This window comes from Micromonospora sp. NPDC051141, assembly GCF_044455765.1.
Lineage (GTDB): Bacteria > Actinomycetota > Actinomycetes > Mycobacteriales > Micromonosporaceae > Micromonospora.
In genome coordinates this window covers 451,551-474,860 of sequence record NZ_JBITFD010000003.1, presented here as the reverse complement: position 1 = coordinate 474,860, position 23,310 = coordinate 451,551, and the positions used below count along the sequence as shown (strand labels likewise).

The following is a 23,310-nucleotide window of genomic DNA, read 5'->3' as shown; positions in this document are numbered from 1 at the left end:
ACGTCCACAACTCCAAGGGGGCCGCGTGTCAGCTGACGCCGAAGTGATCGACATCCAGCCCGCCCGGCGCCTGCGGGTGCTGCTGCTCTCCTGGGAGTACCCGCCGGTGCTCGTCGGTGGCCTCGGCCGCCACGTGCACGCGCTCTCCGTCGCCCTGGCCGCCGCCGGGCACGAGGTCACCGTGGTCACCCGGCACGCCGAGGGCGCGCCCCTGGAGGAGTACGCCGACGGCGTGCGCGTCGTCCGCGCCGCCGAGGACCCGGTCACCTTCCCGCTCGCCACCGGGTCGCTGCTGGCCTGGACCATGGCGTTCAACCACACGCTCACCCGGGCCGCGCTGCGCGCCGCCGAGTCCGGCGCGTACGACGTGATCCACGCCCACGACTGGCTCGTCGCGCACACCGCGATCACGCTGGCCGAGCACCTGGACGTGCCGCTGGTGACCACCATCCACGCCACCGAGGCGGGCCGGCACCAGGGCTGGCTGCCCGAGGAGATGAACCGCACCATCCACGGCGTCGAGCACTGGCTGAGCAACGCCTCCGCGCGGGTGATCGCCTGCTCGGGCTACATGCGGGACCAGGTGGCCCGGCTGTTCGAGCTGCCGACCGGCCGGATCGACGTGGTGGCCAACGGCGTGGACGACCGTGCCTGGCGGGCCCGTCCGCAGGCGGTCGCCGCCGCCCGCACCCGCTTCGCCGGCGACGGGCCGCTTGTCGGGTACGCCGGCCGGCTGGTCTACGAGAAGGGGGTGCAGCACCTCGTGCACGCCGTGCCGCGCCTGGCCGACCGGCACCCCGGCCTGCGGGTGGTGATCGCCGGGGACGGGCCGTACAAGGACGAGTTGGTCGACCAGGCGCACCGGCTGGGCCTCGGCGACACCGTGCGGTTCGCCGGCTTCCTGGACGCCACCCAGCTCCCCGCGGTGCTCGCCGCCACCGACGCCACCGTGATCCCCAGCCTCTACGAGCCGTTCGGCATGATCGCCCTGGAGGCGGCCGCGGCCGGCGCACCGCTCGCGGTGGCGCGGACCGGCGGGTTGGCCGAGATCGTCGAGCCCGGCGTGACCGGGGTGACGTTCCCGCACGGCGACCCGGACGCGCTCGCCGGCGCCGTCGACCGGCTGCTCGGCGACGAGGTCTTCGCCCGCCGGGTGGCGCGCAAGGCGCGCGCCATGGTGTCCCGGCAGTACGCCTGGTCGGCCATCGCGGCCCGCACCGCCGCCAGCTACGCCGCCGCCCGGCGGGAGCACCACACGTTCCAGACCCGGCGTGCCGCCGCGATGCTGGCCGGAGGCCGGTCCGCGGTCGCGATTCCGGAGGGAAATCTGCTGGCCGGAGCGGCGAGCTGAGGCGACCCGCCCGGACGGGATAGGTACCGTCCGATCCGTTGGCTATTGTGGACCACGACCAGCGGTGAGGAGTGCGGTGCGGGACGTGGTGATCGCCGGACGATACCGCCTGATCGAGCTGGTCGGCCGCGGTGGGATGGGCCAGGTCTGGCGCGCCCGGGACGAGGAGCTTCAGCGCGAGGTCGCGGTGAAGCAGGTCGTCCCACCGAACTGGCTGGCCGAGCACGAGCGGGACGAGCTGCGCGCCCGGACGCTGCGCGAGGCGCGTACGGCCGCGCGGCTCAACCACCCCAACGTGGTCCGGGTCTACGACGTGGTGCGGGTCCAGGGCGACCCATGGCTGATCATGGAGTACGTCCCGTCCCGGTCGTTGCAGGAGCTGATCGAGGCCGACGGCCGGCTGCCGCCCCGGCGGGCCGCCCGGATCGGGATGGCGGTGCACGCCGCGCTGCGCGCCGCGCACGAGGCCGGTGTGCTGCACCGCGACGTGAAACCCGCGAACGTGCTGCTGGCCCGGGACGGCCGGGTGCTGCTCACCGACTTCGGGCTGGCCGTGTTCGAGGGCGGGGACGGGGCCATGACCCGTCCCGGGCTGGTGCTCGGCTCCCCGCAGTACGTCGCGCCGGAGCGCGCCGCCGAGGGCGTGTCCAGCATCGAGGCCGACCTGTGGTCGCTCGGCGCCACGTTGCACGCCGCCGTGGAGGGCCGGTCCCCGTACGCGCGCAGCACCGCGATGGCGACGCTGGCGGCGCTGGCCAGCCAGCCCCCGGACCCGGCCCCGCACGCCGGCCCGCTGATGCCGGTGCTGGTCGGGCTGCTGCGCCGCGACCCGCGCCACCGGCTCGGCCACGACGACGTCGCCGGGCTGCTCGCCGACGCCGCCGAGCCGGTCACCGACGCCCCACCCCGGCCGGCCATCGACGCCCCGACCGTGCCCAACCAGCCTCTCCCGGCCGACCGCCGCAAGTCCGGAGCGGGGCGCGGGTCCACAGCGGGGCGGGGGTCCACAGCGGGGCGCGGATCCGGGATCGGGCCGGCCGTTCCGCCGCTGGGCGGCTCCCGCATCGGCGTGCCGCCGGTCCCCCGGCCCACCCCCACCGTTCCACCGCTGAGCGGCTCCAGCATCGGCGTCCCGCCGGTGCCCCGGTCCGACCCGGCCGAGCCGCCGGCGAGCGGAACCGGCGGCGGCGCCCCGCCGGCGAGCCGGAGCACAGGGACCGTCCCGCCGGCCGACGGGGGCCGGTCCCCGGTTCCCCCCGACGGTGGAGCCGGGCCGCCACCGACGGGCCCGACCGGCCGCGCCGGGACGCCCTCGACCTCCGGTGAGGTGCGCGCGCAGCCGGACGCCGTAGCGCCGGGCCGCCCGGAGCCGGCCGACGGCCCGTCTCGGCGAGCGCCTGCCGGCCCGGCTGCCGCTCCGGACGAGGCAGACCCCGCCGTCCCGCCGACCGTGGCCTACCCGGACCTGATGCCGCCGGCCGCGGCGGCCCGGGCGTGGAGCCGGGCGGCGCTGGGCAGCGAGTGGGCACGCCCGGCCGACGGCGAGCCGGAGTCGCGGCCCGGCCGGGAGCGCCGCTCGGGCGAGCCGGAGCAGCCGGAGAGCGGCGACCGGGCCCGGGACACCCCGGACCGGCCGGTGGGCGGGTTCGGGCCCACGGTCCTGACCAGTTTCGTGGACCCCGGCAGTCCCACCGGCCCGGAAGGTCCGGCCGCCCGCGCCGACGCGGCCAGCCCGGTGCACACGCCGGGGCTCGGCGGCGCTCCCACGACGAGCCCGCCCCCGGTCACCTCCGGTGGCCCGGTCGACCCGGCAGCCGGCCGCCTGACCGGCAGCGGCGCGCTCCAGGACGCCCACGCGCGAGGGAGCGCGCCGTCAGGCGTGGTCGGCGACAGCGGCGCCACCTCCGGCGGCCTGACGCCCGGCGTGCCCGGCCGGCCCGGGGCCGGTGGCATCGGCTTGCCGGACGGCCCCGCCGACGGCGACCGGCGCCGGGCGGCCACCCGGCGCTGGCTCCTCGCCGCGGGAGCAGCGGTGCTGGCGGTGCTGGCCGGCGTCGGCACCGCCCTCGCCGTCAACGACGACCACCGGCATCGGCCGGACGATGACGACCAGGGCGCGCCACCCGGCCAGTCCTGGGAGCGACCGCCCCCGCCCGGCAACGGTCCGGGCGGGCCGCCGCCCCCGCCGTTCCCCTGCATCCGCCCCGACGTGGCCGGCACGCCGGTGCAGAAGGGCCCACCGCCGGCCGACCCGGCGGTGACCATACCCGCCGGCTGGGTCTGGCCCGCCGACACCGGCGGCTTCCACATCGCGCTGCCCGCCGGGTGGCTCCAGCTCCGCTCCGGCGACACCACCTGCTTCCAGGACCCGGCCACCCGGCGCATCCTGGGCGTCGAGCCGTACCCGGGTGGTGACCCGGTCGGTCGGCTGCGCTCGGCCGAGCGGGACCTCACCTCCGCCGGCCGCCTCCCCGGCTACGACAAGGTCCGGCTCGCCGCCGACGGCGACGGCGCGGAGTGGGAGTGCCGCTGGGACGCGCCGTACGGGGAACGCATGCACGCGCTGCGGGTGCTGCCCGGCGAGGGGGCCGGGTGGACGCTGGGCCTGACCACCTCGGACGCCGACTGGGCCGCCGCCGAGGACCAGTTCGCGTTGATCCGGGACAGCATCCGGCCGATCCGACCCACCCGTACGGCGGGATGACCGGGACGGTCCGCGTCGCACCGACTGACTACAGTGGCGTAGTTTCGTCGATCAAGATCTTCGGGAAGGGCGAGCCGAGATGATGGGACCGTCCCACGCGCTGTCCGGCGCGGCGGTGTGGCTGACCGGCTCCTGGGCGCTGGACCAGTTCGCCGACTATCACCAGACGCCGCTGGCGCTGGCGGTGGGCACCGCGGTCTGTGCGGGCGGGGCGCTCTTCCCCGACCTCGACCTCTCCGGCAAGGTGACCCGCAACCAGGGCGGCGCCACCGTGGCCCGGACGTTCGGCGTGTTCAGTCTCTTCGTCGCCGAGGTGATGGAGAAGATCTCGCTCGGCGTCTACTACGCCACCAAGCTCAGCAAGGATCCGCGCCGCAACAACGGGCACCGCACGCTGACCCACACCGTGCCGTTCACCGTGCTGGTCGGGTGGGGCACCACCGCGCTCTGCGCCCACTACGGCAAGTGGGCGGTGGTCAGCATCCTGTTCTTCATGATCGGCCTGGCGTTGCGCGGGCTCTTCGACGAGTGGGCCGAGCGGGCCGGCTGGGTGGTGGTCACGCTGGTGTCCGCCGCCGCGGCCTGGTTCACGTTCGCCAACCTGCCTGGCGACCGGGGCTATCCGATGATCGGCCTCGCGGTCGGCGTGGGCTGCTTCGTGCACATCCTCGGCGACATGATCACCCGGGCCGGGGTGCCGATCCTCTGGCCCATCCCGATCAAGCGGCGGATGTGGACGATGATCGGGCTGCCCAACAAGATCGCGCTGCGCACCGGCAGCAAGGCCGAGACGGTCGTGCTGCGGGGCGCGCTGACCGTGCTGGCCGTGCTCGCCGCGCTGGGCCTGGTCGCGCCCTCGGTGTTGCAACGCTTCGACATCCAGGTCTGACGCCGGCCGGCGGCGCGGCGCGCCCGGCGTGGCCGGGTCGATCACCGCGGCGGCGCCCCTGGACCTGGCCTCGGACCGCCTGCAAACCTGATGGCGTAAACGACTCAGGGCCGTCGGCCGGCGGGCACCGGGCCTGAACCATCCACGCCATCAGGTTCGTAGGCGCTCGACGCCGGCCGGCCTCAGCGGGGCGTCAGCAGGCAGAACTCGTTGCCGTCCGGGTCGGCCAGCACCACGTCGTCGGCGGTGTGCCGGCCCCGGCCGACCCGCGTCGCCCCGAGCGACAGCAGCTGGTCGATCTCCGCCTCCCGGTCGCCGTCGGCCGGTGGCGCGAGATCCAGGTGTACGCGGTCCCGGCCGTGCCTCGGCATCAGCGGCGGACCGCTCCAGGTGACCTTCGGCCCGCCGCGCGGTGACTGGATCGCGGTCTCCTGGTCCTGGTCCCAGACCAGCGGCCACCCCAGCGCCGCGCTCCAGAAGTAGCCCACCGCCTGCGTACCGTCGCAGTTCACCGCGCCGACGGACCCGCAGCCGGCGAGGAAGCTGTTGCCCGCCTCGATGACGCAGAACTCGTTGCCCTCGCGGTCGGCGAGCACCACGTGATCCTCCTCCGCGCCCTGGCCGATGTCGACGTGCTGCCCGCCCAACTCGATCGCCCGGGCCACCGTCTCCCGCTGCGCCTCCGGCGACGCGCTGGTCAGGTCGAGGTGGATCCGGTTCTGCCCGGCCTTCGGCGTCCCGGTCGGCAGGAACCGGATGCGCAGGCCGACGTCGTCGGGCCGGAGCGCGACGCCCTCGTGCGGGTCGTCGACCACCTCCCGGCCGAGCAGCCCCGCCCAGAAACGCGCGAGCCGCAGCGGCGCCTCCGCGTCGACGCTGATCGCGTAGAGGTGGCTCGTCATCGCGCTGCTCATCTCCGCTCCGCCGTCCGGCCCGGGCCGGTTGGTGGCTCAGACTAGGGAAGAATGCCGCCACCCACAGCCGAATATCGGCAGCCGGCGGCTGCCTGACCTCCCCCGGACCGATCAGGCGCCGATGCGCTGCTCGGGGATGGAGAGGCCGTAGAGCGCCATCAGCTCCGGGCTGTCGATCCGGCTGCCGTCGGCCACCGCGTCGCAGGCGATGTCGACGATCTGGTCCTTGTGCGCCAGCAGGTAGGGCCGGGCACCGACGTCGGCGCTGGCCAGCGTGGCGATGCCGGGCCAGTGCCGGCGGCCGAACAGCATCGGGTAGCCGCGCAGGCCGTCGTAGGTGGCGCAGACCAGCACGTCCGGGTACGGCAGCGCGGTCACCCGGCGGACCGCCACCTCGGTGAGCCCGGGCATGTCCACCGGCACCACGACGACCGCCTCGATGCCGTCGTCGGTCAGCGCGGCGAGCCCGGCCCGGATCGAGGAGCCCACGCCGGTGCCCCAGGCGCGGTTGACCACGACGGTGGCGCCGGCCAGGTCGGTGGTCCGCCGGACCTGCTCGGCCGCCGCCCCCAGCACGACCACGACCTGCGCGCAGCCCGCGTCGGTCATCGTGTCGATCATCCGGCGGACCAGCGGCTTCTCGCCCTGGTGCAGCAGCGCCTCGGGACCGCCGATGCGGCGTCCCCCACCCGCGGCGATGATCATTGCAGCGATCCGGTTCAGCGGTGCCCCCTCGACCAGGGGGACGGACCGGGCACAGCCGCGCCCGGTCCGTCCCGTCGTACGCACAACGGGCCCAACGAGCACGGCCGCGAGCGGGTAGCGGGGCAAAACGGAAAAATGTGTGACTATGCCGCGTCGGCGTAACAGTCCACCGTGGACAGGTCGAGCGGGAACCGGACCGGGGTGTCGCCGAACAACAGCCGGGTGGCCCGCGCCCCGGCGGCGGAGACCGCCTCGGTGACCACGTCCGCCTCGTCGACCGGGCAGTGCACCATCACCTCGTCGTGCTGGAAGAAGACCAGCTCGGCCGCGATGCCGGCCAGCTCGGTGCGGAGCGTGGCCAGCAGCGTCGACGCCCACTCGGCGGCGGTGGCCTGGATGACGAAGTTGCGGGTGAACCGCCCCCGGGACCGGGCCGCGCGGGCGGCCGGGCTGTGCCGGTCCGCCTCGCCGTCCGGCGTCGCCTCGTCCCCCTCGGCGAACCCGACCGCGCCCGGCGGGCAGGTGCGCCCCAGCCACGACCGGACCAGCCCACCCGCCTCGCCGGTGCGGGCGGCGGCCTCGACGTACCCGAACGCGGTCGGGTAGTTCTTCCGCAGCACCGCCAGCGCCGGCACCGCCGCGCCGCCGGTCTGGCCGTACATCGCGCCGAGCAACGCCACCTTCGCCCGGGCCCGGTCCCCGGCGAACGCGTCCCGGGCCAGCGCGGCGTACAGGTCGCCGGCGCCGCCCGCGGCGGCCAGCCGCTCGTCGCCGGAGACCGCGGCGAGCACCCGTGGTTCGAGCTGGCCGGCGTCGGCCACCACGAACGTCCACCCCGGGTCGGCCACCACGGCCCGGCGGATCACCTTCGGGATCTGCAACGCGCCGCCGCCGCGCGTCGCCCACCGGCCGGAGACCACGCCGCCGGGGACGTACTCCGGGTGGAACCGGCCGCCGGAGACCCAGGCGTCGCGCCAGGCCCAGCCGTGCGCCGTCCAGACGCGGTACAGCTCCTTGTACTCCAGGACCAGTGGCACCGCCGGGTGCTCCACCCCGCGCAGCACCCAGGCCCGGGTGTTCGGCAGCTCCACCCCCGCGCGGGCGAACGCCCGCAACAGCTCCGCGGGCGAGTCGGCGTGCAGGTGGCGTACGCCGAAGGCGGCGGCGATCCGGGACTGGAGCTCGGCCAGCCGGCGGGGTGGCCCGCCGACCGGGGACGGCTCGCCGAGCAGCTCGGCCAGGATCGCGTCGTGCACGTCGGCACGCCAGGGCAGGCCGGCCGCGCCCATCTCGGCGGCGATCAGCGCGCCGGCCGACTCGGCGGCCACCAGGAGCCGGAACCGGCCGGGGTGGGTCGTGGTGGCGATCCGGGCGAGCTGGTCGGCGTACACCCGGGTCAACGCCGCGATGCCCGGGCCCGGCGGGCCGGACGGCGGGTCGAAGAGCGCGCCCTGGCCGTGGCCGGGCGGCTCGGGCGGGCGGGGCGTCGGGTCCGGCGGGACCGGCGCCCCGGTCAGCCGGGCCCAGGCGGCCGGCAGCGCGCGTGGCTCGCCCCAACGGCCGGCGTGCCCGAGCAGCAACGTCTCGGTCAGCTCGACGTCGTGGCAGCGGTCGAGCCGGACTCCGGCGCGCAGCAGCGCCGGATAGACCGCCGCGCCGGCGGCCCACACCCAGCGGGGCCGCTCGGCCGCCTCCCGGACGGCGACGGCGGCGGCGAGATCCGCCACCTCCTCGACCGCCCCGGCGGCGCGCCCGTCGGGGTGCAGCGGTTGCAGCACGCCGCCGCCCCGCTCCCCCGCCATCACCGCCACCACCCGCACGGACGTGATTCTGCCTCGCCCCACCGACACCCTCCCCCACGGATTCACGGAAAAAGTGGCCATCCGACGCGGAATGGCCACCTTTTCCGTGAATCTGCGGGCACAAGGGGGTGCGGGTGGGGCGGGACTACTTGCCGACGCCGGCGGTGAGGCCGGACTGCACCTGGCGCTGGAAGACGATGTACACGATCAGCACCGGCAGCATCGCCATGGTCACCCCGGCGAACAATCCGGACCAGTCGGACTTGTAGCCCTGGTTGACCGACAACTCGATCAGCCCCTGCGCGATGACCTGGTGCTTCGGCTCACCGGCCACCGACTGCATGAGCAGCGTCGGCAGGTACCACTGGTTCCACTGGCCCAGCACGTTGAAGATGCCGATGCTGATCAGGCCCGGCCTGGCCATCGGCAGCATCACGCTGAAGAACGTGCGGGTGTGCGAGGCGCCGTCCACCGAGGCCGCCTCCGCGATCGAGTCGGGCAGCGTCCGGAAGAACGAGTGCATGAAGAAGATCGTGAACGACAGCGACCAGGCCACGTAGACCAGGATCAGCATGACGTGCTTGTTCGGGCCGAGCAGCGGGAAGCTGACCCCGGTGTTGTAGACGCCCTTGAACAGCGGCACCGCGGCCAGGTAGATCGGCAGCGTCAGGCCGGACAGGAACATGTAGTAGATCAACCGGTTGCCGCGGAACTCGAACCGCGCCAGCGCGTACGCGGCCATCGAGCCGAGCAGCATGGTCAGCGTGACGCTGCCGACCAGCACCAGCAGGGTGTTCAGGAAGAACGAGCCGAGGTGCCCCTCGGTCCAGGCCCGGCCGAAGTTCTCGAAGTGCAGCTTGTCCGGGATCAGGGACAGCGGCTCGCGGATGACCTCCGAGTCGTCCTTGAGCGCGGACATCACCACCCACAACAGCGGGTAGATGACCATCACGGCCCAGACCACCAGGAAGATGTGGGAGAAGCCGTTGAAGATCCGGGCGCCGACTCCGCCGCGGTGCCGCTCCCCCCGGCGTACGGGGGCGGCCCCGGACCCGCTGGTGGCCTGTCCGGCCCGGTCGAGATCGGATGTCGCCGTGCTCATCGCCGCGCCTCCTTCAGTACTCGATACGGTCACGACGGGTGATCCTCAACTGCACGGCGGCGAGCAGGATCGTGAAGATGGCCAGCGCGACACCCATCGCGCAGGCGTAGCCGAACTGGCCCTTCTGGAACGCGGTGAAGTTGAGCACCGACGCGAAGATCTCGCTGGCGTGGTTCGGCCCGCCCTGGCTCGGCGTCATGACGAAGACCAGCGCGTACATGTCCAGCGCGATGAAACCGAGGTAGACCCAGGCGACCGAGATGCTGTCCCGCAGCAGCGGCAGCGTCACCTTGAAGAACGTGTGGAACCGGCCCGCGCCGTCGAGGATCGCGGCCTCGTAGATGTCCTTCGGGATCGACTGCATGGCGGCGGAGAAGAGCACCATGTAGAAGCCGGCGCCGCTCCACACCGCGATGAGCAGCAGCCACCACAGCACCGCCGGCACGCCGAGGAACGGCTCCGGGTCGGCGGTGAACGCGATCGGGTTGTCCGCGTCCACCAGCCCGATCTTGATCAGCAGGCCGTTGATCAGGCCCTGCCCATCGGTCCGGTAGATCTGCTGCCACATCACGGCGATGACCACCAGCGACAGCACCTGCGGGAAGAAGAAGATCACCTTGTAGAGCGCGGAGCCGAAGACCCCGCGGATGCCGGCCCTGTCCTCGCGTCCGCCCACGTTGAGCAGGAACGCGAGGAACAGGGCCAGCGCGATCGTGAACAGCGGCACGGTGACCAGGAAGAACACGTTGTGCCAGAACGCCTTCCGGATCAACTCGTCGGAGAACAGCCGGACGTAGTTGTCCAGCCCGACGAAGCGCTGGGAATCCGAGTACCCACCCCAGTCGGTCAGCGAGTAACCCGCCGCCTGGGCGAACGGCCACACCACGTAGAACAGGTACAGCGCGACGGGCAGGGCCAGGAAGCCCGTGACGAAACGCGCGACTCCGTGCCGCATTGGACTCACTTCCTCGAACAGCGTCAGGCGGTGCGGGTCTGCTTCTTGATCGACGAGTCCTTGGCGACCTTGTCGGCGGCCGCCTGCATCTTGTCGACGAACTGCGCCGCGGTGAGCCGGCCGGCCATCAGCTCCTCGGAGAGGTTCTGGCTCTCCTTGTCCAGGTCGGCGTAGAAGTCCGGGAACTTCACCGAGATCAGCTCGCCGCTGCCGCCCTTGACCAGGGCGTTCGCGCTGGCCAGCGCCGTGTCCTGGACGTTGTCGCCGGAGCCCTTGGTGGAGGCCAGCGACTTGGTCAGCTCGGCGAACTTCGCCGAACCGGCCTTGGACAGGATGGCCCGCAGGAACTCCTTCGCGGCCTCCTTGTTCGGCGCCTTGCTGGGCACCACGAAGCCCTCGCCGGAGGCGGCGAAGACGTCCTTGGCGGCCTTGTCGCCGGGCTTGCTCCAGTAGTCCGACATGGTCAGCTCGAAGCCGGGCGGGATGGTCGCTGCCATCTCGTTCTTCAGCCACGTGCCGACCTGGATGAACGCCGCCTTGCCGTCGAGGAACGCCTGCTGCGACTGGGTGTGGTCGAGCTTGCCCGGCAGCAGCAGCTTGTCCTTGACCAGCTTCTCCCACGGCTCCAGCGCGGCGACGATCCCGTCGGCCTTCCAGGCGCCGTCCTTCAGGTTGTCGATGTCGACGACCGCCTGCTTGCCGACCGCCTTCCAGATGCTGGCGAACAGCGCCCAGCGCGGGTAGTAGCCGTGCGCCGCGTCGTGCACGTACGGCGCCATGCCCTTGGCCTTGATCTTCGGCGCCAGGGCGAAGAACTCGTCCCAGGTCGTCGGCGCCGTCCAGCCCTCCTTCTTGAACAGCGCCGCGTTGTACCAGTTGCCCCAGACCGTGTACGCGACGTTCACCACGTAGAACTTGCCGTTCTGGGTGCCGTCGCCGACGGTGCCCGGCAGCAGCGAGTCGCCGACCGTGCCCTCGCCGTCCCAGGCGGGCGCCGTGAGCAGGTCGTCGAGCGGCTCGATGGCGCCCTCGTTGATCAGCGTGCTGCGGTCCATCATGTCGGCGCCCGAGTTCATCACCAGGTCGCTCGGCTGGGTCGCCATCTTGGGCTGCTCTTCGGTCTTGATCTTCTGGGTGGAAGACATGTTGACCGTGACGTTCGGGTGCTTGGCGTTGAAGACGACCTTGTCCTCCTTGGCCCACTGGTCGCCCAGCCCGCCGTTGAAGACGACCACCTTGACCGCGCTGCCGTCCTTGACGCCGAACGGGTTGTCCTTGCTCTTGGCCGCGCCGCCGCCGTCGGACTTGCTCGGCTCACTGCCGGCGCAGGCGCTGAGCAGACCGGCCGCCGGGATGGCCAGCAGACCGGCCGCGCCGGCGCGCTGGAGCAGCGTCCGACGGCTCAGGTCGGACTTCTCGGGGATAACCGACATCTTTGTCTCTCCTTGTGGTGTCGGGTCAGGCGGTTCGCCGGAGGCGCCCGGCGTACCGCGACTCGAGGGCGTTGTTGTGCTCGTCCCCACCGGGGACGTTGGCGGAGAGGTAGACAGGGGGTACCTCTCCGGCCTGGTGGAACCGTCGTACGACCTCCGCGGTCAGCAGCTGCGCCAGCAGCGCCGCGGTGACCGAGGAGACCGCACAGACCGCGCCGCCGCCCTCGAGCGGCAGCAGTGCGTCGCCGTACGGCGCGCCGTTGTCCAGCACGACGTCGGCGAGGTCGGCGAGCCGGTGCCCGGAGGGGTGCCGAGAGGCGACCCGGGCGGTGTGCTCGACCGAGGTGACCGCGATCAACGGGTGGCCGCCCCGCTTGGCCAGCGTCGCCAGCTCGACCACCGAGCCGTTGATGCCGGACTGCGAGGCGACCACGAAGACGTCCTCGGGCTGCGGCGCCGCCAACCCGAACAGCCGGTGCGCCACCGTCGGGTCGCGTTCCAGCTTGGGGTCGGCGAGCACGTCGCGGGGCGCGTCGCCGTGCAGCACGAGGTCGTGCAGGGAGAGCCGGTTGCTGGGGACCAGGCCACCGGCGCGGGCCACCAGCTCGGCGGCGAACGCCTCCGAGTGGCCGGCGCCGAACGCCTGGAGGACGCCGCCGGCACGCAGTCCGCCGGCGATCAGGTCCGCCGCCCGGTCCACCGCGTCCGCCTGGCTGTCCACCAGCCGGTCGAGGACCGGGCGGACAGCGTCCGCGTACCGCTGGGCACTGATCATGAGTGGGCCCCCTTGGCGGCCTTGTGCCCGTCGACGGCCTGGGCGGTACGCCGGAAGGCCGCGTGGGCGCGGTCGTGGGTGCGCTGCGCCACCGCGATGTAGAGCAGGTCGAGCACGACGAGCTGCGGGTGCCGGGCGGAGAGCGCGTCCGGCCGGAACGTGGTGGCCTGACTGGCGGTGACCAGGACGATGTCGGCCAGCTCGGCCAGCGGCGAGCGCGGGAAGCCGGTCAGCGCGACGGTGGTGGCCCCGCGACTGCCCGCCTCGGCGAGCAGCTCGATCGTCTCCCGGGTCTGGCCGGTGTGCGAGATGCCGAGCGCGACGTCCCCGACGCCCAGCAGGGCGGCGCTGGCCAGCCCCTCGTGCACGTCGCTCCAGGCCCAGGCGGCCACCCCGATGCGGTGCAGGCTGAACTGCATCTCCTCGCCGACCAGCGCGCTGCCGCTGGCGCCGAAGATGTTCACCCGGTTCGCCCCGGCGATGGCCATCGCCGCCCGCTCCACCTCGTGCAGGTCGAGCAGCGCGGCGGTGTCGTGCATGGCCCGCGTGTCGGCGGCCATGATCTGGTCGAGCACCCGGGACAGTGGGTCTCCGGGCTGGATCTCCCGGCCGATGTCGACGGTCCAGCCCGCCGAGCGGGCCCGGCCGGTCTCGGCGGCGATGCCGAGCCGCAGGTCGGCGTAGCCCTCGAAGCCCATCGCCCGGCAGAACCGGGTGATGGTCGCCGGCGACGTGCCGCTCCGCTCGGCCAGCTCGACGATGGTGGCCCGGGCCGCCGCCTCCGGGTCGCTGAGCACGTGCTCGGCCACCCGGCGCAGCGCCCCGGTCAGCTCCCCCGCACCGGCGCGTACCCGGGCCAGCACCCCGTCGACGCTCCGCCGGTCGGCCGGCGCGGCATCGACCACCGCGGTTGCCGCGGAAGTCTCGACCTCGTGCTCGACCATCGGCGAAAGCCTTTCGGAAAAGAGTGTTAACTGTTAGTGGTAAAAGTTCTTACTGACGGCCCCTCCGTGTCAAGAGCGTGGGCGAAGTTTTCAAACTGTTACCTGGCGCACGGCCGCGATCTTGCGCGCGGAGGGCCCGGCCGGACAGCATGAGGACCATGTCGGACACCGTCGTGGTCGGCCTCGATGTGGGAGGCACGTCCACCCGCGCCACCGCCGTGAGCCTCGACGGCGCACGCCTGGGCACCGGCCGGGCCGGGGGCGGCAACCCGACCAGCCACGGCGCCGACCGGGCCGCCGCCGAACTGCTCGCCGCCCTCCGCGCGGCGCTCACCGAGGTCGATCCGACCCGGGTACGCGCCGGCGTGATCGGCCTCGCCGGCGCCGGCCGCCTCCGCGCCGACCCCGAGGGACGCGCCGCCTTCGACCGGGCGTGGGCCGAGGCCGGGCTGCGCTGCCCGTACACGGTGCACGGCGACGCCCTGGTCGCGTACGCCTCCGGCACCGCCGCCCCGGACGGCACCGTGCTGATCGCCGGCACCGGCGCGATCGCCGCGCAGGTGCACGCGCTCCGCCTGGACCGCGTCGCCGACGGCCACGGTTGGCTGCTCGGCGATGCGGGCTCCGGGTTCTGGCTGGGACGGGAGGCGGTCCGCCGGCTCCTGACCGACCTGGACCGGGCCGAGGCGCCGGGGGATCTGGCCCGCCGTGTGCTGGCGGAACTGACCGGCTCGACCGAGGTGGCCGCCCGCCCCCGGGAGACCGCCGGGGCCGTGGTGCAGGCGGTCACCCGACGACCGCCGGTGGACCTGGCCCGACTCGCGCCACTCGTCGTCACCGCCGCCCGCCGGGGCGAGCAAGCCGCCAGGGCGATCGTCGCCGAGGCCGCCGCGCTGCTGGCCGAGAGCGTCTCCCGGATCCGTCCCGCCGACGCGACCGACCCGGTGGTGCTCGGCGGCGGCCTGCTCACCGGCGACACCCCGCTGGCCACCGTCGTCCGCGCCGAACTGGCCCGCCGCTGGCCGGCCGCCCCGCTGTACTCCGCCGGGGACGGCGCCGCCGCCGCGGCCTGGCTCGCCGCCCGGGACCTGCCCGAGGTCACCGACCCGGCGGCGCTGCACGCCCGACTCGTCCCGTCCCCCGCCTGACCACCCCCGGCGTCGCGCCGGTCCGCGCCCATTCGCGTCGGCTGCGGTCGCGGCGTCACCCGCACCGGCGAGAGCAACGGTGGCGACCGTCCCGGGACGCACCTGCGGTCGACGTGCCTACGAACTTGAGCGCGCAGGTGGGTCAGCGTGGTGACCCATCCCTGTACTCAAGTTCGTAGGCACGTCGTACCGACCGCCCGCCCCGGGGCCCGCCGTCCCGCGCCCGCCGCCACCACGCCACCGGTCACCCCCGTCCATGGCGCAGATCAGAATCGGACAGGCCACTCGTGTCGCCGAGCGAGCGAAGGGCCGGCCGACACGAGGTCGACCGGCCCTGGGCAAGCCTGGTCAGCCGATCGGGCCGCCGGACCATCCCGACTGACCCGGGTGACCCGGCTGACCCGAGTGAGTCGGCTGAGTCGGGTGACCCGGCTGACCCGGGTGCTGCGCCATCTGCTGTCCCGGGTGACCCGGCTGGGCCGAATTCCCCGGCTGGGGCGGCTGCCAGCCCTGGGACACGGGCTGCCCGTACTGGGGCTGCGGCGCCGGCTGACCCGGGTGGCCCGACTGGCCCGGGTACGGGGCCGTCGGCTGGCCGGGGTGGCCGGGGTGGCCCTGCGGCGCGCCGGCGAACTGGTGCGCGGCGGCCTGCTCGCGAGCCTCGCGGCGGGCCTTCACCGCGCGCACGATCAGCAGGATCGGCAGGATGAAGACGTAGAAGAAGATCCGGTAGCTGCCGCCGTCGAAGAGGAACAGCAGGTAGAAGCCGTACGCGAAGAAGGCCAGGCCGACGATCACGTTGAGGACCCGCGACCCGGTTCCCTGCTCCTTGATGGCGACGCCGACGGCGACCATCGCGATGCCGCCGAGCAGCAACAACAGCGTGTAGATGAGAAAAAACATGGAGTTTCCTGTCAACAAGGTGAGTGTGCCGGCTCACCCTATGGGAACTCGATCATCCGCACTGTCCCGTTGCCTGTGGCAACCACCACCTCACTTGAGCTGCCCGGCGGTCAGTCCGGCCTGGATCTGCCGCTGGAACGCCACGTAGACCACCAGCACCGGCAGCACCGCGATGGTGAGCCCGGCGAAGAGCTGGGCGTAGTCGCCGGCGTAACCCTGGCTGACCGCCAGCGAACTCAGGCCCTGGGCGAGCATCCGGTTCGGCCCGTCGCCGGGGATGAGCACCTGCGGCAGCAGGAACTGGTTCCAGTGACTGAGGAAGTTGAAAATGCCGACACTGATCAGTCCCGGTCGCGCCATCGGCAGCATCACCCGGAAGAAGAGCCGGAAGTGGCCGCATCCGTCGATCATCGCGGCCTCCGCCACCGAGGTCGGCAGCGTCCGGAAGAAGGCGGTCAGGAAGAACACCGTGAACGGCAGCGAGTACGCCGTGTAGACCAGGATCAGCCCCGGCCAGGTGCCGAGCAGGCCGACGCTGCGCACCACGAAGAAGAGCGGCACCAGGGCCAGGAACACCGGGAACATCATGCCGCCGACGAACAGGTAGTAGACGACCTGACGGCCGCGGAACTCGTACCTGGCGAAGACGTACGCGGCGGTGGCGCCGAGCAGCATGGTCAGGCTCAGCGAGCCGGCCACCACCACCAGGCTGTTCAGGAAGAACCGGCCGATGTGGGCGGTGGTCCAGGCGCGCGCCCAGTTGTCGAACCGCAGCGCCTCCGGCAGCCCCCACGGGTCGGCGATGATCTCGCCGTTGCTCTTCAGGGAGCTGAGCAGCATCCAGGCCAGCGGCAGGATGGTCATCGCGGCCCAGAGCAGCAGGAAGCCGTGCGAGAAGACGTTGGCCACGCCCGTCTCGCGGCGCGGCGGACGGTCGGCCGGGCCCCCGGCCCGCACGGTGCTCACGAGTACTCGATCCGATCACGCCGGGCGGTGCGCAGCGCCAGCACCGCCACCGAGAGGGTCAGGAAGAACATGGCCACGCCGATCGCGGAGGCGTACCCGAACTTGTTCTCGCTGCCGAACGAGGTGTCGTACATCCGCAGGCCGATCACGTCGGAGGAGAAGTTCGGCCCGCCGTTGGTCATGAGCTGGACCAGGATGAAGCCGTCAAGCGCGGCGATGGCCAGGTAGATCCAGGCCACCTGGATGGTGTCCCAGAGCAGCGGGATGGTGATCTTCCGCAGCATGGTGGCGCGGGACGCGCCGTCGAGCAGCACCGCCTCGTAGATGTCGCGCGGGATGGCCTGCATGGCGGCGCCGAACAGCACCACGTAGAACCCGACGTTGCTCCACACCATCACGGCCAGCACGCACCAGAACGCGAACCGCGGGTCGCCCAGCCAGGCCGGCGGGTCGGCCAGCCCGATCGCGCGCAGGGCGCCGTTGAGCAGGCCGCTGGTCGGGCTGTAGATCTCCTTCCACAGCAACGCGATGATCACCACGGAGAGCACCTGCGGGAAGAAGTAGACCAGCCGGTAGAGCGCGGTGCCGCGTACCCCGGTCACCCCGGCGCGGCCCTTTCGCCCACCCATGGTGAGCATGCTGGCGAAGAAGAGACCCAGCGCGATGGTCACCACCGGCACCACCGCGAGCAGGATCGCGTTGTTCTTCAACGCGTTCCAGACGTACCCGTCGTGCAGCAGGGTGCGGAAGTTCGCCAGGCCGACCTGGTCGGCCTGCGCGGAGTAGCCCAGCCAGTCGGTCGTCGAGATCTGGAACGCCTGGAGGTACGGCGAGAGCACGAAGATGCCGTAGATCGCCAACGGTGGCAGCAGGAAGCTGAGGATCAGCGGGAGTCGGCCGTGTCGCATCCGATCGTCACGCGGCCCGCTTGTACTTCTTGACGGAGTTGTCCTGCGCGATCGAGTCGGCGCCCCGCTGGCACTGGTCGAGGAACTCGGTCGGGGAGATCCGGCCGCTGAAGAACTCGCCGCAGGCCGCGTCGACCAGGTTGCGCTCCAGCTTGCGGTAGTAGTTGTTGTAGACCCAGTTGAACCCGTTCGCGCCGGACGCGTCCAGTGCCTTGACCACGGTGGCCAGCCCGAACGGCAGTTCGACGCCGTCGGTGGCGCCGGCGACCACGGGCAGGCTGGCGACCTTCTTCGTGAAGTCCTGGGCGCCCTTGCGCGACAGCATGGTCCGGAAGTACTCCAGCCCACCGGCGGTGTTCTTCGCCTTCGCCGGCACCATGAACGGCTCGCCCGCGGTGCCCCGGATCGCCTCGAACGGCAGCTTGTCGCCGCTGCCCAGGCTCGGGGTCGGCGCGACCGTCATGTTGAAGCCGGCCGGGGTGACGTCCTTCTGCTCGCTCTCCAGCCAGGAGCCGCAGGAGATGAACGCGGCCTTGCCCTGGCACCAGGCGGTCTGCGACTGCTTGTGGTCCAGCCCCGGGGAGCCGGCGAGGATGAACTTGTCCTTGACGATCTGGTGCCAGGCGTCGGCGGCCGTCTTCATGGCGTCCGACTTCCAGGCGTTGGGCTCCAGGTTGTCGATGGCCAGCGCGACGGACGGGCCACCCAGCTTGATCGCGGTGGAGATCACCGGCCAGCTCATGTAGCGCGGGTGCAGGCCGGCGTACGTCCAGGGGGCGATGCCGGCGGCCTTGATCTGCCGGCAGAGCGCGATGTGCTCGTCCCAGGTCTTGGCGTAGTTCCAGCCGCGGTCGGCGAAGAGCTTGGTCGAGTGCCAGATGCCGTACACCGTGTAGGTGTAGTTGAGCACCAGGAACCTGCCGTCGTAGGAGCCGACCTCGACGGTGCCGGGCAGCAGCGTGTCCCTGACCGTCTTGCCCGGTACGTCGAGGCTGGGCGCGGCGAGCAGCTCACCGAGGTCGGCCAGCGCGTTCTGCGAGACCAGGCCGTTGAAGTCGATCTGGCCGGCGCCGGAGTTGTTGACCACGTCCGGCGGGCTGCCGTCGACGAAGCGCGGCTGGAGCGTCTTGCTGATCTCCTGGGTGGCCGAGTGCTTGATCTCCGCCTTCGGGTACTTCTCCCGGTACATCGCCTCGTGGGCCTTGGCGTACTCCTCGCCGAAGCCGCCGTTGAAGATCACCACTTCGAGTGGCGCGTCCTCCTTGACGCCGAGCGGGTTCTGCTCGCTCTTGGTGCCCTGGTACGTGCCGCCGTCGCCCTTGTCGTCGCCACCGGAGGTGGCACAGCCGGCGAGCAGCCCGGCGGCGGGGGTGGCCAGCAGACCGGCGGCGGCACTGCGCCGGAGGATCTCACGCCTGTTCATCGCATCTCCTCGGTGACTCCGTCGCTTCTCTTCACAGAGCACATTTTCGTTGAAGAATTTCTACGCCGACGCGACGCGGACCACAAGACCTCATGGCCGATCCGTTATCCGTCCCGGCCGGAGCCGACTGGCATAGCCTGGGTCCATGCGCCGCCTGCGGCAGCTCGCCGAGCGCACGCCGCCGGGGCGGGAGCGCTACGTCGACCTGCTCCGGGCGCTGGCCATCACGATGGTCGTGCTCGGCCACTGGGGCGTGACCGCGATCGGGTACGACCACGGCCGCCCGGCCGGCCACTCGGCGCTCGCCGACCTGTCCTGGGCCTGGCCGCTGACCTGGCTGGCCCAGGTGATGCCGGTGTTCTTCCTGGTCGGCGGCTACGCCAACGCCGCCTCGCTTGCCGCCCGCCGCGGTCGGGGCGGGACCGCGACCGGCTGGCTGGTGGACCGCAGCGCCCGGCTGGTCCGGCCGACCACCACGCTGCTGCTGGTGCTGGCCGCCGGCGCGGCGGTCGCCTCGGCGCGCGGCGCCGACCCGACGCAGGTCCGGACCGTGGTCTGGTTCGCCACCATTCCGCTCTGGTTCCTGGTCGCCTACTTCGTGGTGGTGGCGCTGACCCCGCCGATGACCGCGTTGCACCGCCGGTTCGGGCTGGCCGTGCCGGTGGTGCTCGTCGCGCTCGTCGCGCTCGGCGACCTCGGTCGGCTCCTCGGCCCGGCGGTCCTGGCCGACGGCAACTACCTGTTCGCCTGGCTGGCCGTGCACCAGCTCGGTTTCGCCTGGTTCGACGCGAGCCGGGCCGGTCCGCGCCGTCGCCGGCTGCCGCTGGGCCGCCGGGCCGCCGGCACGCTGCTGGCGGTCGGGTCGGTCGCGCTGGTGCTGCTGACCGTGGTCGGGCCGTACCCGGTGGCGATGCTGCACGTGCCCGGCGAACGGCTGGACAATGCCGCGCCGCCGAGTCTGGCGCTGCTCGCCGCCGCCACCGCCCAGCTCGGGCTGATCCTGCTGCTGCGCCGCCCGGCCGGCCGTTGGCTGCGGCGGCCCGGCCCGTGGCAGGCGGTGATCGCGGTCAACGCGGTGGTGCTCACCGTCTTCCTGTGGCACCTGACCGCCGCGATTCTGCTGGTCGGCCTGCTGGACGCGCTCGGCGTGCTGCCCACGCCCCCGGTCGGCGCGGCGGCCTGGTGGGGCTGGCGGGTGCCGTGGCTGCTCGCCCTGACCGTGGTGCTGGCCGCGCTGGTCGCCGTCTTCGGCCCGGTCGAGGCCCGCACCCGCCGCCCACCCCCGACCGGCCCGGCCGGCGACGGCGGCCGACGGCTGCGCACCACGCTCGCCGTCATCGGGTACGCCGGGCTGGTCGCCGGCCTACTGCTGAACAGCCGCGCGCCGAAGGCCGCGCCGGCGCCGCTCGGCCTGCCCGTCCCGGCGCTTGTCGCCTACCTGGCCGGGGCGGGCCTGCTGCGGCTGCTCAGGTCTGGGTGGGGAAGCCGAGGTTGACCCCGCCGTGGCGCGGGTCGAGCCAGCGGCTGGTGACCACCTTGCCCCGGGTGAAGAACGCCACCCCGTCGGCGCCGTGCGCGTGCAGGTCGCCGAAGAGCGACGCCTTCCAGCCGCCGAAGGAGTAGTACGCCATCGGCACCGGGATCGGCACGTTGATGCCGACCATGCCGGCCTCCACCTCGTGCTGGTAGCGCCGGGCCGCGCCGCCGTCGTTGGTGAAGATCGCGGTGCCGTTGCCGTACGGGCTGGCGTTGACCAGTTCCACCGCCTCGTCGAACGAGTCGACCCGCAGCACGCCCAGCACCGGGCCGAAGATCTCGTCGGTGTAGATCGACATCTCCGGCGTGACGTGGTCGAACAGCGTCGGGCCGAGCCAGAAGCCGCCGGGTTCGCCGTCCGGGGTGACGTCCCGCCCGTCCACCACCGGCACCGCGCCGGCCGCGATCCCGGACTCCACGTAGCTGCGGACCCGCTCCGCGTGCGCGGCGGTGACAAGCGGCCCCATGTCGCAGCCGCGTCGGCCGTCCCCGGTGCGCAGCCGGCCCATCCGCGCGGCGATGCGGGCCACCAGCGCGTCGGCCACCGGCTCCACCGCGACCAGTGCGGAGATCGCCATGCACCGCTCCCCCGCCGAGCCGAAACCGGCGTTGACCGCGGCGTCGGCGGCCAGGTCCAGGTCGGCGTCGGGAAGCACCACCATGTGGTTCTTCGCCCCGCCCAGCGCCTGCACCCGCTTGCCGGCCAGCGCGCCACGCTGGTGCACGTACCGGGCCACCGGGGTCGAGCCGACGAACGACACGGCCCGGACGCCGGGGTGGTCGAGCAACGCGTCGACCGCCTCCTTGTCGCCGTTGACCACGTTGAACACCCCGTCGGGCAGGCCCGCCTCGGTGAACCACTCGGCCAGCAGCAGCGCCGCGCTCGGGTCCTTCTCGCTGGGCTTGAGCACCACCGCGTTGCCGCAGGCGATCGCCACCGGCACGAACCAGAGCGGCACCATCACCGGGAAGTTGAACGGGGAGATCACCGCGACCACGCCCAGCGGCTGCCGCAGGCTGTACGAGTCGACCTCGGTGGAGACGTTCTCGCTGAACCCGCCGCGCAGCGCCGGGGCGATGCCGCAGGCGTACTCGATCACCTCCAGGCCGCGCTGCACCTCGCCGGCGGCGTCCGCGAGCACCTTGCCGTGCTCGGCGGTGATCACCTCGGCGAGCTGGTCCCGGCGGGCGTGCACCAGCTCCCGGACGGCGAACAGCACCGCCGTGCGCCGGGCCAGGGAGGCGTCCCGCCAGCCGCGGGCCGCGCGCTCGGCGGCCTGCACCGCGCCGGCCACGTCGGCGGTCCCGGCGAGCGCCACCCGGCCGGTACGCCGGCCGGTGGCCGGGTCGAAGACGTCCCCGCGCCGCTCGGAGTCCCCGGTGGTCCGCTTGCCGTCGACGTAGTGCCCGATGACGGTCATGCCGGCACCGCCACGCAGGCCCGGATCGCGTCGACCAGGATGGCCAGACCCTCGCGGGCCTCGTCCTCGGTCAGCGTCAGCGGCGGGCCCATCCGCACCACGTTGCCGTACAGGCCGCCCTTGCCGACCAGCAGACCGCCGGCCCGGCACGCCTCGAAGACCCGGGCGGTCAGCTCCGGGTCCGGCTCGACGGTGCCGGGGCGGACGAACTCGACGGCCAGCATGAGGCCCTTGCCGCGGACCTCGGCGACCCGGTCCAGGCCGGCGGTGGCGGCCCGCAGGCCGTCGGCGAGGATCGCGCCGACCCGGGCGGCGTTGGCCTGGAGGTCGTGGTCGAGCAGGTAGTCGAGCACCGCGTTGCCGGCGGCGGTGGAGACCGGGTTGCCGCCGAACGTGGAGAAGCTGATCGCCGGCACCGTCTCCAGCACCTCGGCCCGACCCACCACGCCGGCCAGCGCGAAGCCGTTGCCGATGCCCTTGGCGAAGGTGAGCAGGTCCGGCGTGACGCCGTGCGCCTGGTAGCCCCAGAAGTGCTCGCCGGTGCGCCCCCAGCCGGTCTGCACCTCGTCGCTGACCAGCAGGATGCCGTGCTCGTCGAGCACCTTCTTCCAGGCCGCGAAGAGCCCGTCCGGGGCGTAGGTGAAACCGCCGACGCCCTGGATCGGCTCGGCGATCAGACAGGCCACGTCGCCGGCGGTCTGGGTGGCGAGCACCTCGCGCAGGTCCTCGACCGCGGCGTCCACCCGGTCGGCGGCGTCGAGCCGGGCCAGCAGGCCGCGCAGCCGCTCACCGGAGTGCAGCCAGGCCACCTGCAACGGGTTGAGCGCGCTCGCCGTCCAGCCACGGTTGCCGGTGACGCCCATGGTCGCGTACGACCGGCCGTGGTAGCTGTTGCGCACCGCGAGGATCTGGTGCGAGCGGCGGTGGTTGGTGGCGACCAGCAGCGCCGCCTCGTTCGCCTCGGTGCCGGAGTTGGTGAAGAAGACGCGGGCGTCCGGGATGCCGGAGAGCCGGGCGATCTTCTCGGCCAGGTCGACCTGCTGCCGGATCAGGTAGAGCGTGGAGCTGTGCACCAGGCCGGTGCGCAGTTGCCGCTCGACCGCCTCGCGGATCTCCGGGATGTCGTAGCCGATCATGTTGGTCAGCACGCCACCGAAGAAGTCCAGGTAGCTGCGGCCGGCCGAGTCGGTCACCCGGCGGCCGGAGCCGGCGACCAGTTCGAGTGGTTCCGCGTAGTAGAGCGGCATCCAGGACGGGAGCACGGCCCGGTGCCGGGCCAGCAGGTCGTCGGTCATCGCGCACCCTTCAGCGGCGGGTCTGGTTCCCGCACGCTGCCACCGCGCCGGGACCGGGACAACTGTCACTGTGTCGCGCGGCGACCCCGTCCACCTGACACCACGTACCCGTCGGGGCGGGCGCACGGCGGGGCCG

At 73.0% G+C, this 23,310-nt stretch carries 19 protein-coding genes; 5 read left to right on the top strand and 14 right to left on the bottom strand.

Features of this window, described 5'->3' with window-relative positions:
- Positions 1–25: 25 nt before the first annotated feature.
- From ACIA6B_RS07465 to ACIA6B_RS07455, 3 genes are all read left to right on the top strand, one after another.
- Complete coding sequence (locus ACIA6B_RS07465) at positions 26–1,351, top strand: glycosyltransferase family 4 protein (RefSeq protein WP_396771917.1); 1,326 nt, start codon at positions 26–28, stop codon at positions 1,349–1,351.
- Between the two features lie 76 nt (positions 1,352–1,427).
- Entirely contained in the window at positions 1,428–4,055 is a 2,628-nt protein-coding gene (locus ACIA6B_RS07460; RefSeq protein WP_396771915.1) for a protein kinase, read from the top strand.
- A 79-nt stretch (positions 4,056–4,134) separates the two neighbouring features.
- Entirely contained in the window at positions 4,135–4,944 is an 810-nt protein-coding gene (locus ACIA6B_RS07455) for a metal-dependent hydrolase (protein WP_396771913.1), read from the top strand.
- A gap of 182 nt (positions 4,945–5,126) precedes the next feature.
- Here ACIA6B_RS07455 and ACIA6B_RS07450 read toward each other — a convergent pair whose 3' ends face one another.
- From ACIA6B_RS07450 to ACIA6B_RS07415, 8 genes are all read right to left on the bottom strand, one after another.
- Positions 5,127–5,846 carry a VOC family protein gene (locus tag ACIA6B_RS07450; RefSeq protein WP_396772090.1) on the bottom strand — a complete coding sequence of 240 codons (720 nt, stop codon included), beginning with the start codon at positions 5,844–5,846 and terminating at the stop codon, positions 5,127–5,129.
- 123 nt (positions 5,847–5,969) lie between these two features.
- Complete coding sequence (locus ACIA6B_RS07445) at positions 5,970–6,563, bottom strand: NTP transferase domain-containing protein (RefSeq protein ID WP_396771911.1); 594 nt, start codon at positions 6,561–6,563, stop codon at positions 5,970–5,972.
- A gap of 143 nt (positions 6,564–6,706) precedes the next feature.
- Positions 6,707–8,365 (bottom strand): bifunctional 3'-5' exonuclease/DNA polymerase, encoded by a 1,659-nt coding sequence (locus ACIA6B_RS07440; protein ID WP_396772089.1) that lies wholly within the window; start codon positions 8,363–8,365, stop codon positions 6,707–6,709.
- A gap of 145 nt (positions 8,366–8,510) precedes the next feature.
- Positions 8,511–9,467, bottom strand: coding sequence for a carbohydrate ABC transporter permease (locus tag ACIA6B_RS07435; RefSeq protein WP_396771909.1), 957 nt, complete (start codon positions 9,465–9,467; stop codon positions 8,511–8,513).
- Between the two features lie 13 nt (positions 9,468–9,480).
- On the bottom strand, positions 9,481–10,422 hold the full coding sequence (locus ACIA6B_RS07430) for a carbohydrate ABC transporter permease (RefSeq protein ID WP_107156895.1): 942 nt from the start codon (positions 10,420–10,422) through the stop codon (positions 9,481–9,483).
- Positions 10,423–10,445: 23 nt separating this feature from the next.
- Positions 10,446–11,855 carry an N-acetylglucosamine/diacetylchitobiose ABC transporter substrate-binding protein gene (ngcE, locus tag ACIA6B_RS07425; RefSeq protein ID WP_107156894.1) on the bottom strand — a complete coding sequence of 470 codons (1,410 nt, stop codon included), beginning with the start codon at positions 11,853–11,855 and terminating at the stop codon, positions 10,446–10,448.
- A 25-nt stretch (positions 11,856–11,880) separates the two neighbouring features.
- Positions 11,881–12,630 carry a sugar isomerase domain-containing protein gene (locus tag ACIA6B_RS07420; protein ID WP_396771906.1) on the bottom strand — a complete coding sequence of 250 codons (750 nt, stop codon included), beginning with the start codon at positions 12,628–12,630 and terminating at the stop codon, positions 11,881–11,883.
- A complete protein-coding gene (locus ACIA6B_RS07415) occupies positions 12,627–13,574 on the bottom strand; it encodes a MurR/RpiR family transcriptional regulator (RefSeq protein WP_281938786.1) in 948 nt (315 codons plus the stop codon). The genes ACIA6B_RS07420 and ACIA6B_RS07415 overlap by 4 nt, the downstream gene beginning before the upstream one ends.
- A 158-nt stretch (positions 13,575–13,732) precedes the next feature.
- Here ACIA6B_RS07415 and ACIA6B_RS07410 point away from each other — a divergent pair, with 158 nt between their 5' ends.
- Positions 13,733–14,722 (top strand): N-acetylglucosamine kinase, encoded by a 990-nt coding sequence (locus ACIA6B_RS07410; protein ID WP_396771904.1) that lies wholly within the window; start codon positions 13,733–13,735, stop codon positions 14,720–14,722.
- Positions 14,723–15,070: 348 nt separating this feature from the next.
- Here the strand turns inward: ACIA6B_RS07410 and ACIA6B_RS07405 are convergent, their stop codons facing one another.
- The 4 genes from ACIA6B_RS07405 to ngcE (ACIA6B_RS07390) form a co-directional block, all read right to left on the bottom strand.
- Entirely contained in the window at positions 15,071–15,625 is a 555-nt protein-coding gene (locus ACIA6B_RS07405) for a hypothetical protein (RefSeq protein WP_396771902.1), read from the bottom strand.
- A 90-nt stretch (positions 15,626–15,715) separates the two neighbouring features.
- The gene (locus tag ACIA6B_RS07400; RefSeq protein ID WP_199199721.1) at positions 15,716–16,489 is read right to left on the bottom strand and encodes a carbohydrate ABC transporter permease; all 774 of its coding nucleotides are present in this window, start codon (positions 16,487–16,489) and stop codon (positions 15,716–15,718) included.
- 98 nt (positions 16,490–16,587) lie between these two features.
- Positions 16,588–17,499 carry a carbohydrate ABC transporter permease gene (locus ACIA6B_RS07395; RefSeq protein ID WP_396771900.1) on the bottom strand — a complete coding sequence of 304 codons (912 nt, stop codon included), beginning with the start codon at positions 17,497–17,499 and terminating at the stop codon, positions 16,588–16,590.
- Between the two features lie 7 nt (positions 17,500–17,506).
- Positions 17,507–18,922, bottom strand: coding sequence for an N-acetylglucosamine/diacetylchitobiose ABC transporter substrate-binding protein (gene ngcE, locus ACIA6B_RS07390; protein WP_396771898.1), 1,416 nt, complete (start codon positions 18,920–18,922; stop codon positions 17,507–17,509).
- Between the two features lie 145 nt (positions 18,923–19,067).
- On the opposite strand from ngcE (ACIA6B_RS07390), the gene ACIA6B_RS07385 reads away from it, so the two are divergent.
- Positions 19,068–20,417: an acyltransferase gene (locus ACIA6B_RS07385; protein WP_396771896.1), complete on the top strand. Its 1,350-nt coding sequence runs from the start codon at positions 19,068–19,070 to the stop codon at positions 20,415–20,417.
- Here the strand turns inward: ACIA6B_RS07385 and ACIA6B_RS07380 are convergent.
- Entirely contained in the window at positions 20,389–21,879 is a 1,491-nt protein-coding gene (locus ACIA6B_RS07380; protein WP_396771894.1) for a CoA-acylating methylmalonate-semialdehyde dehydrogenase, read from the bottom strand. The two genes, ACIA6B_RS07385 and ACIA6B_RS07380, sit on opposite strands and share 29 nt — an antisense overlap.
- A complete protein-coding gene (locus ACIA6B_RS07375; RefSeq protein ID WP_396771892.1) occupies positions 21,876–23,174 on the bottom strand; it encodes an aspartate aminotransferase family protein in 1,299 nt (432 codons plus the stop codon). Before ACIA6B_RS07375 ends, ACIA6B_RS07380 begins: the two co-directional genes overlap by 4 nt.
- Positions 23,175–23,310 lie beyond the last annotated feature (136 nt).

What these genes read in the sequence shown, in the direction of transcription:
- ACIA6B_RS07455 (WP_396771913.1), top strand. Translation starts at nt 4,135, where the DNA reads ATGATGGGACCGTCCCACGCGCTGTCCGGCGCGGCGGTGTGGCTGACC.
- ACIA6B_RS07450 (WP_396772090.1), bottom strand. Translation starts at nt 5,846, where the DNA reads ATGACGAGCCACCTCTACGCGATCAGCGTCGACGCGGAGGCGCCGCTG.
- ACIA6B_RS07445 (WP_396771911.1), bottom strand. Translation starts at nt 6,563, where the DNA reads ATGATCATCGCCGCGGGTGGGGGACGCCGCATCGGCGGTCCCGAGGCG.
- ACIA6B_RS07440 (WP_396772089.1), bottom strand. Translation starts at nt 8,365, where the DNA reads ATGGCGGGGGAGCGGGGCGGCGGCGTGCTGCAACCGCTGCACCCCGAC.
- ACIA6B_RS07435 (WP_396771909.1), bottom strand. Translation starts at nt 9,467, where the DNA reads ATGAGCACGGCGACATCCGATCTCGACCGGGCCGGACAGGCCACCAGC.
- ACIA6B_RS07430 (WP_107156895.1), bottom strand. Translation starts at nt 10,422, where the DNA reads ATGCGGCACGGAGTCGCGCGTTTCGTCACGGGCTTCCTGGCCCTGCCC.
- ngcE (WP_107156894.1), bottom strand. Translation starts at nt 11,855, where the DNA reads ATGTCGGTTATCCCCGAGAAGTCCGACCTGAGCCGTCGGACGCTGCTC.
- ACIA6B_RS07420 (WP_396771906.1), bottom strand. Translation starts at nt 12,630, where the DNA reads ATGATCAGTGCCCAGCGGTACGCGGACGCTGTCCGCCCGGTCCTCGAC.
- ACIA6B_RS07415 (WP_281938786.1), bottom strand. Translation starts at nt 13,574, where the DNA reads ATGGTCGAGCACGAGGTCGAGACTTCCGCGGCAACCGCGGTGGTCGAT.
- ACIA6B_RS07410 (WP_396771904.1), top strand. Translation starts at nt 13,733, where the DNA reads ATGTCGGACACCGTCGTGGTCGGCCTCGATGTGGGAGGCACGTCCACC.
- ACIA6B_RS07405 (WP_396771902.1), bottom strand. Translation starts at nt 15,625, where the DNA reads ATGTTTTTTCTCATCTACACGCTGTTGTTGCTGCTCGGCGGCATCGCG.
- ACIA6B_RS07400 (WP_199199721.1), bottom strand. Translation starts at nt 16,489, where the DNA reads ATGACCATCCTGCCGCTGGCCTGGATGCTGCTCAGCTCCCTGAAGAGC.
- ACIA6B_RS07395 (WP_396771900.1), bottom strand. Translation starts at nt 17,499, where the DNA reads ATGCGACACGGCCGACTCCCGCTGATCCTCAGCTTCCTGCTGCCACCG.
- ngcE (WP_396771898.1), bottom strand. Translation starts at nt 18,922, where the DNA reads ATGAACAGGCGTGAGATCCTCCGGCGCAGTGCCGCCGCCGGTCTGCTG.
- ACIA6B_RS07385 (WP_396771896.1), top strand. Translation starts at nt 19,068, where the DNA reads ATGCGCCGCCTGCGGCAGCTCGCCGAGCGCACGCCGCCGGGGCGGGAG.
- ACIA6B_RS07380 (WP_396771894.1), bottom strand. Translation starts at nt 21,879, where the DNA reads ATGACCGTCATCGGGCACTACGTCGACGGCAAGCGGACCACCGGGGAC.
- ACIA6B_RS07375 (WP_396771892.1), bottom strand. Translation starts at nt 23,174, where the DNA reads ATGACCGACGACCTGCTGGCCCGGCACCGGGCCGTGCTCCCGTCCTGG.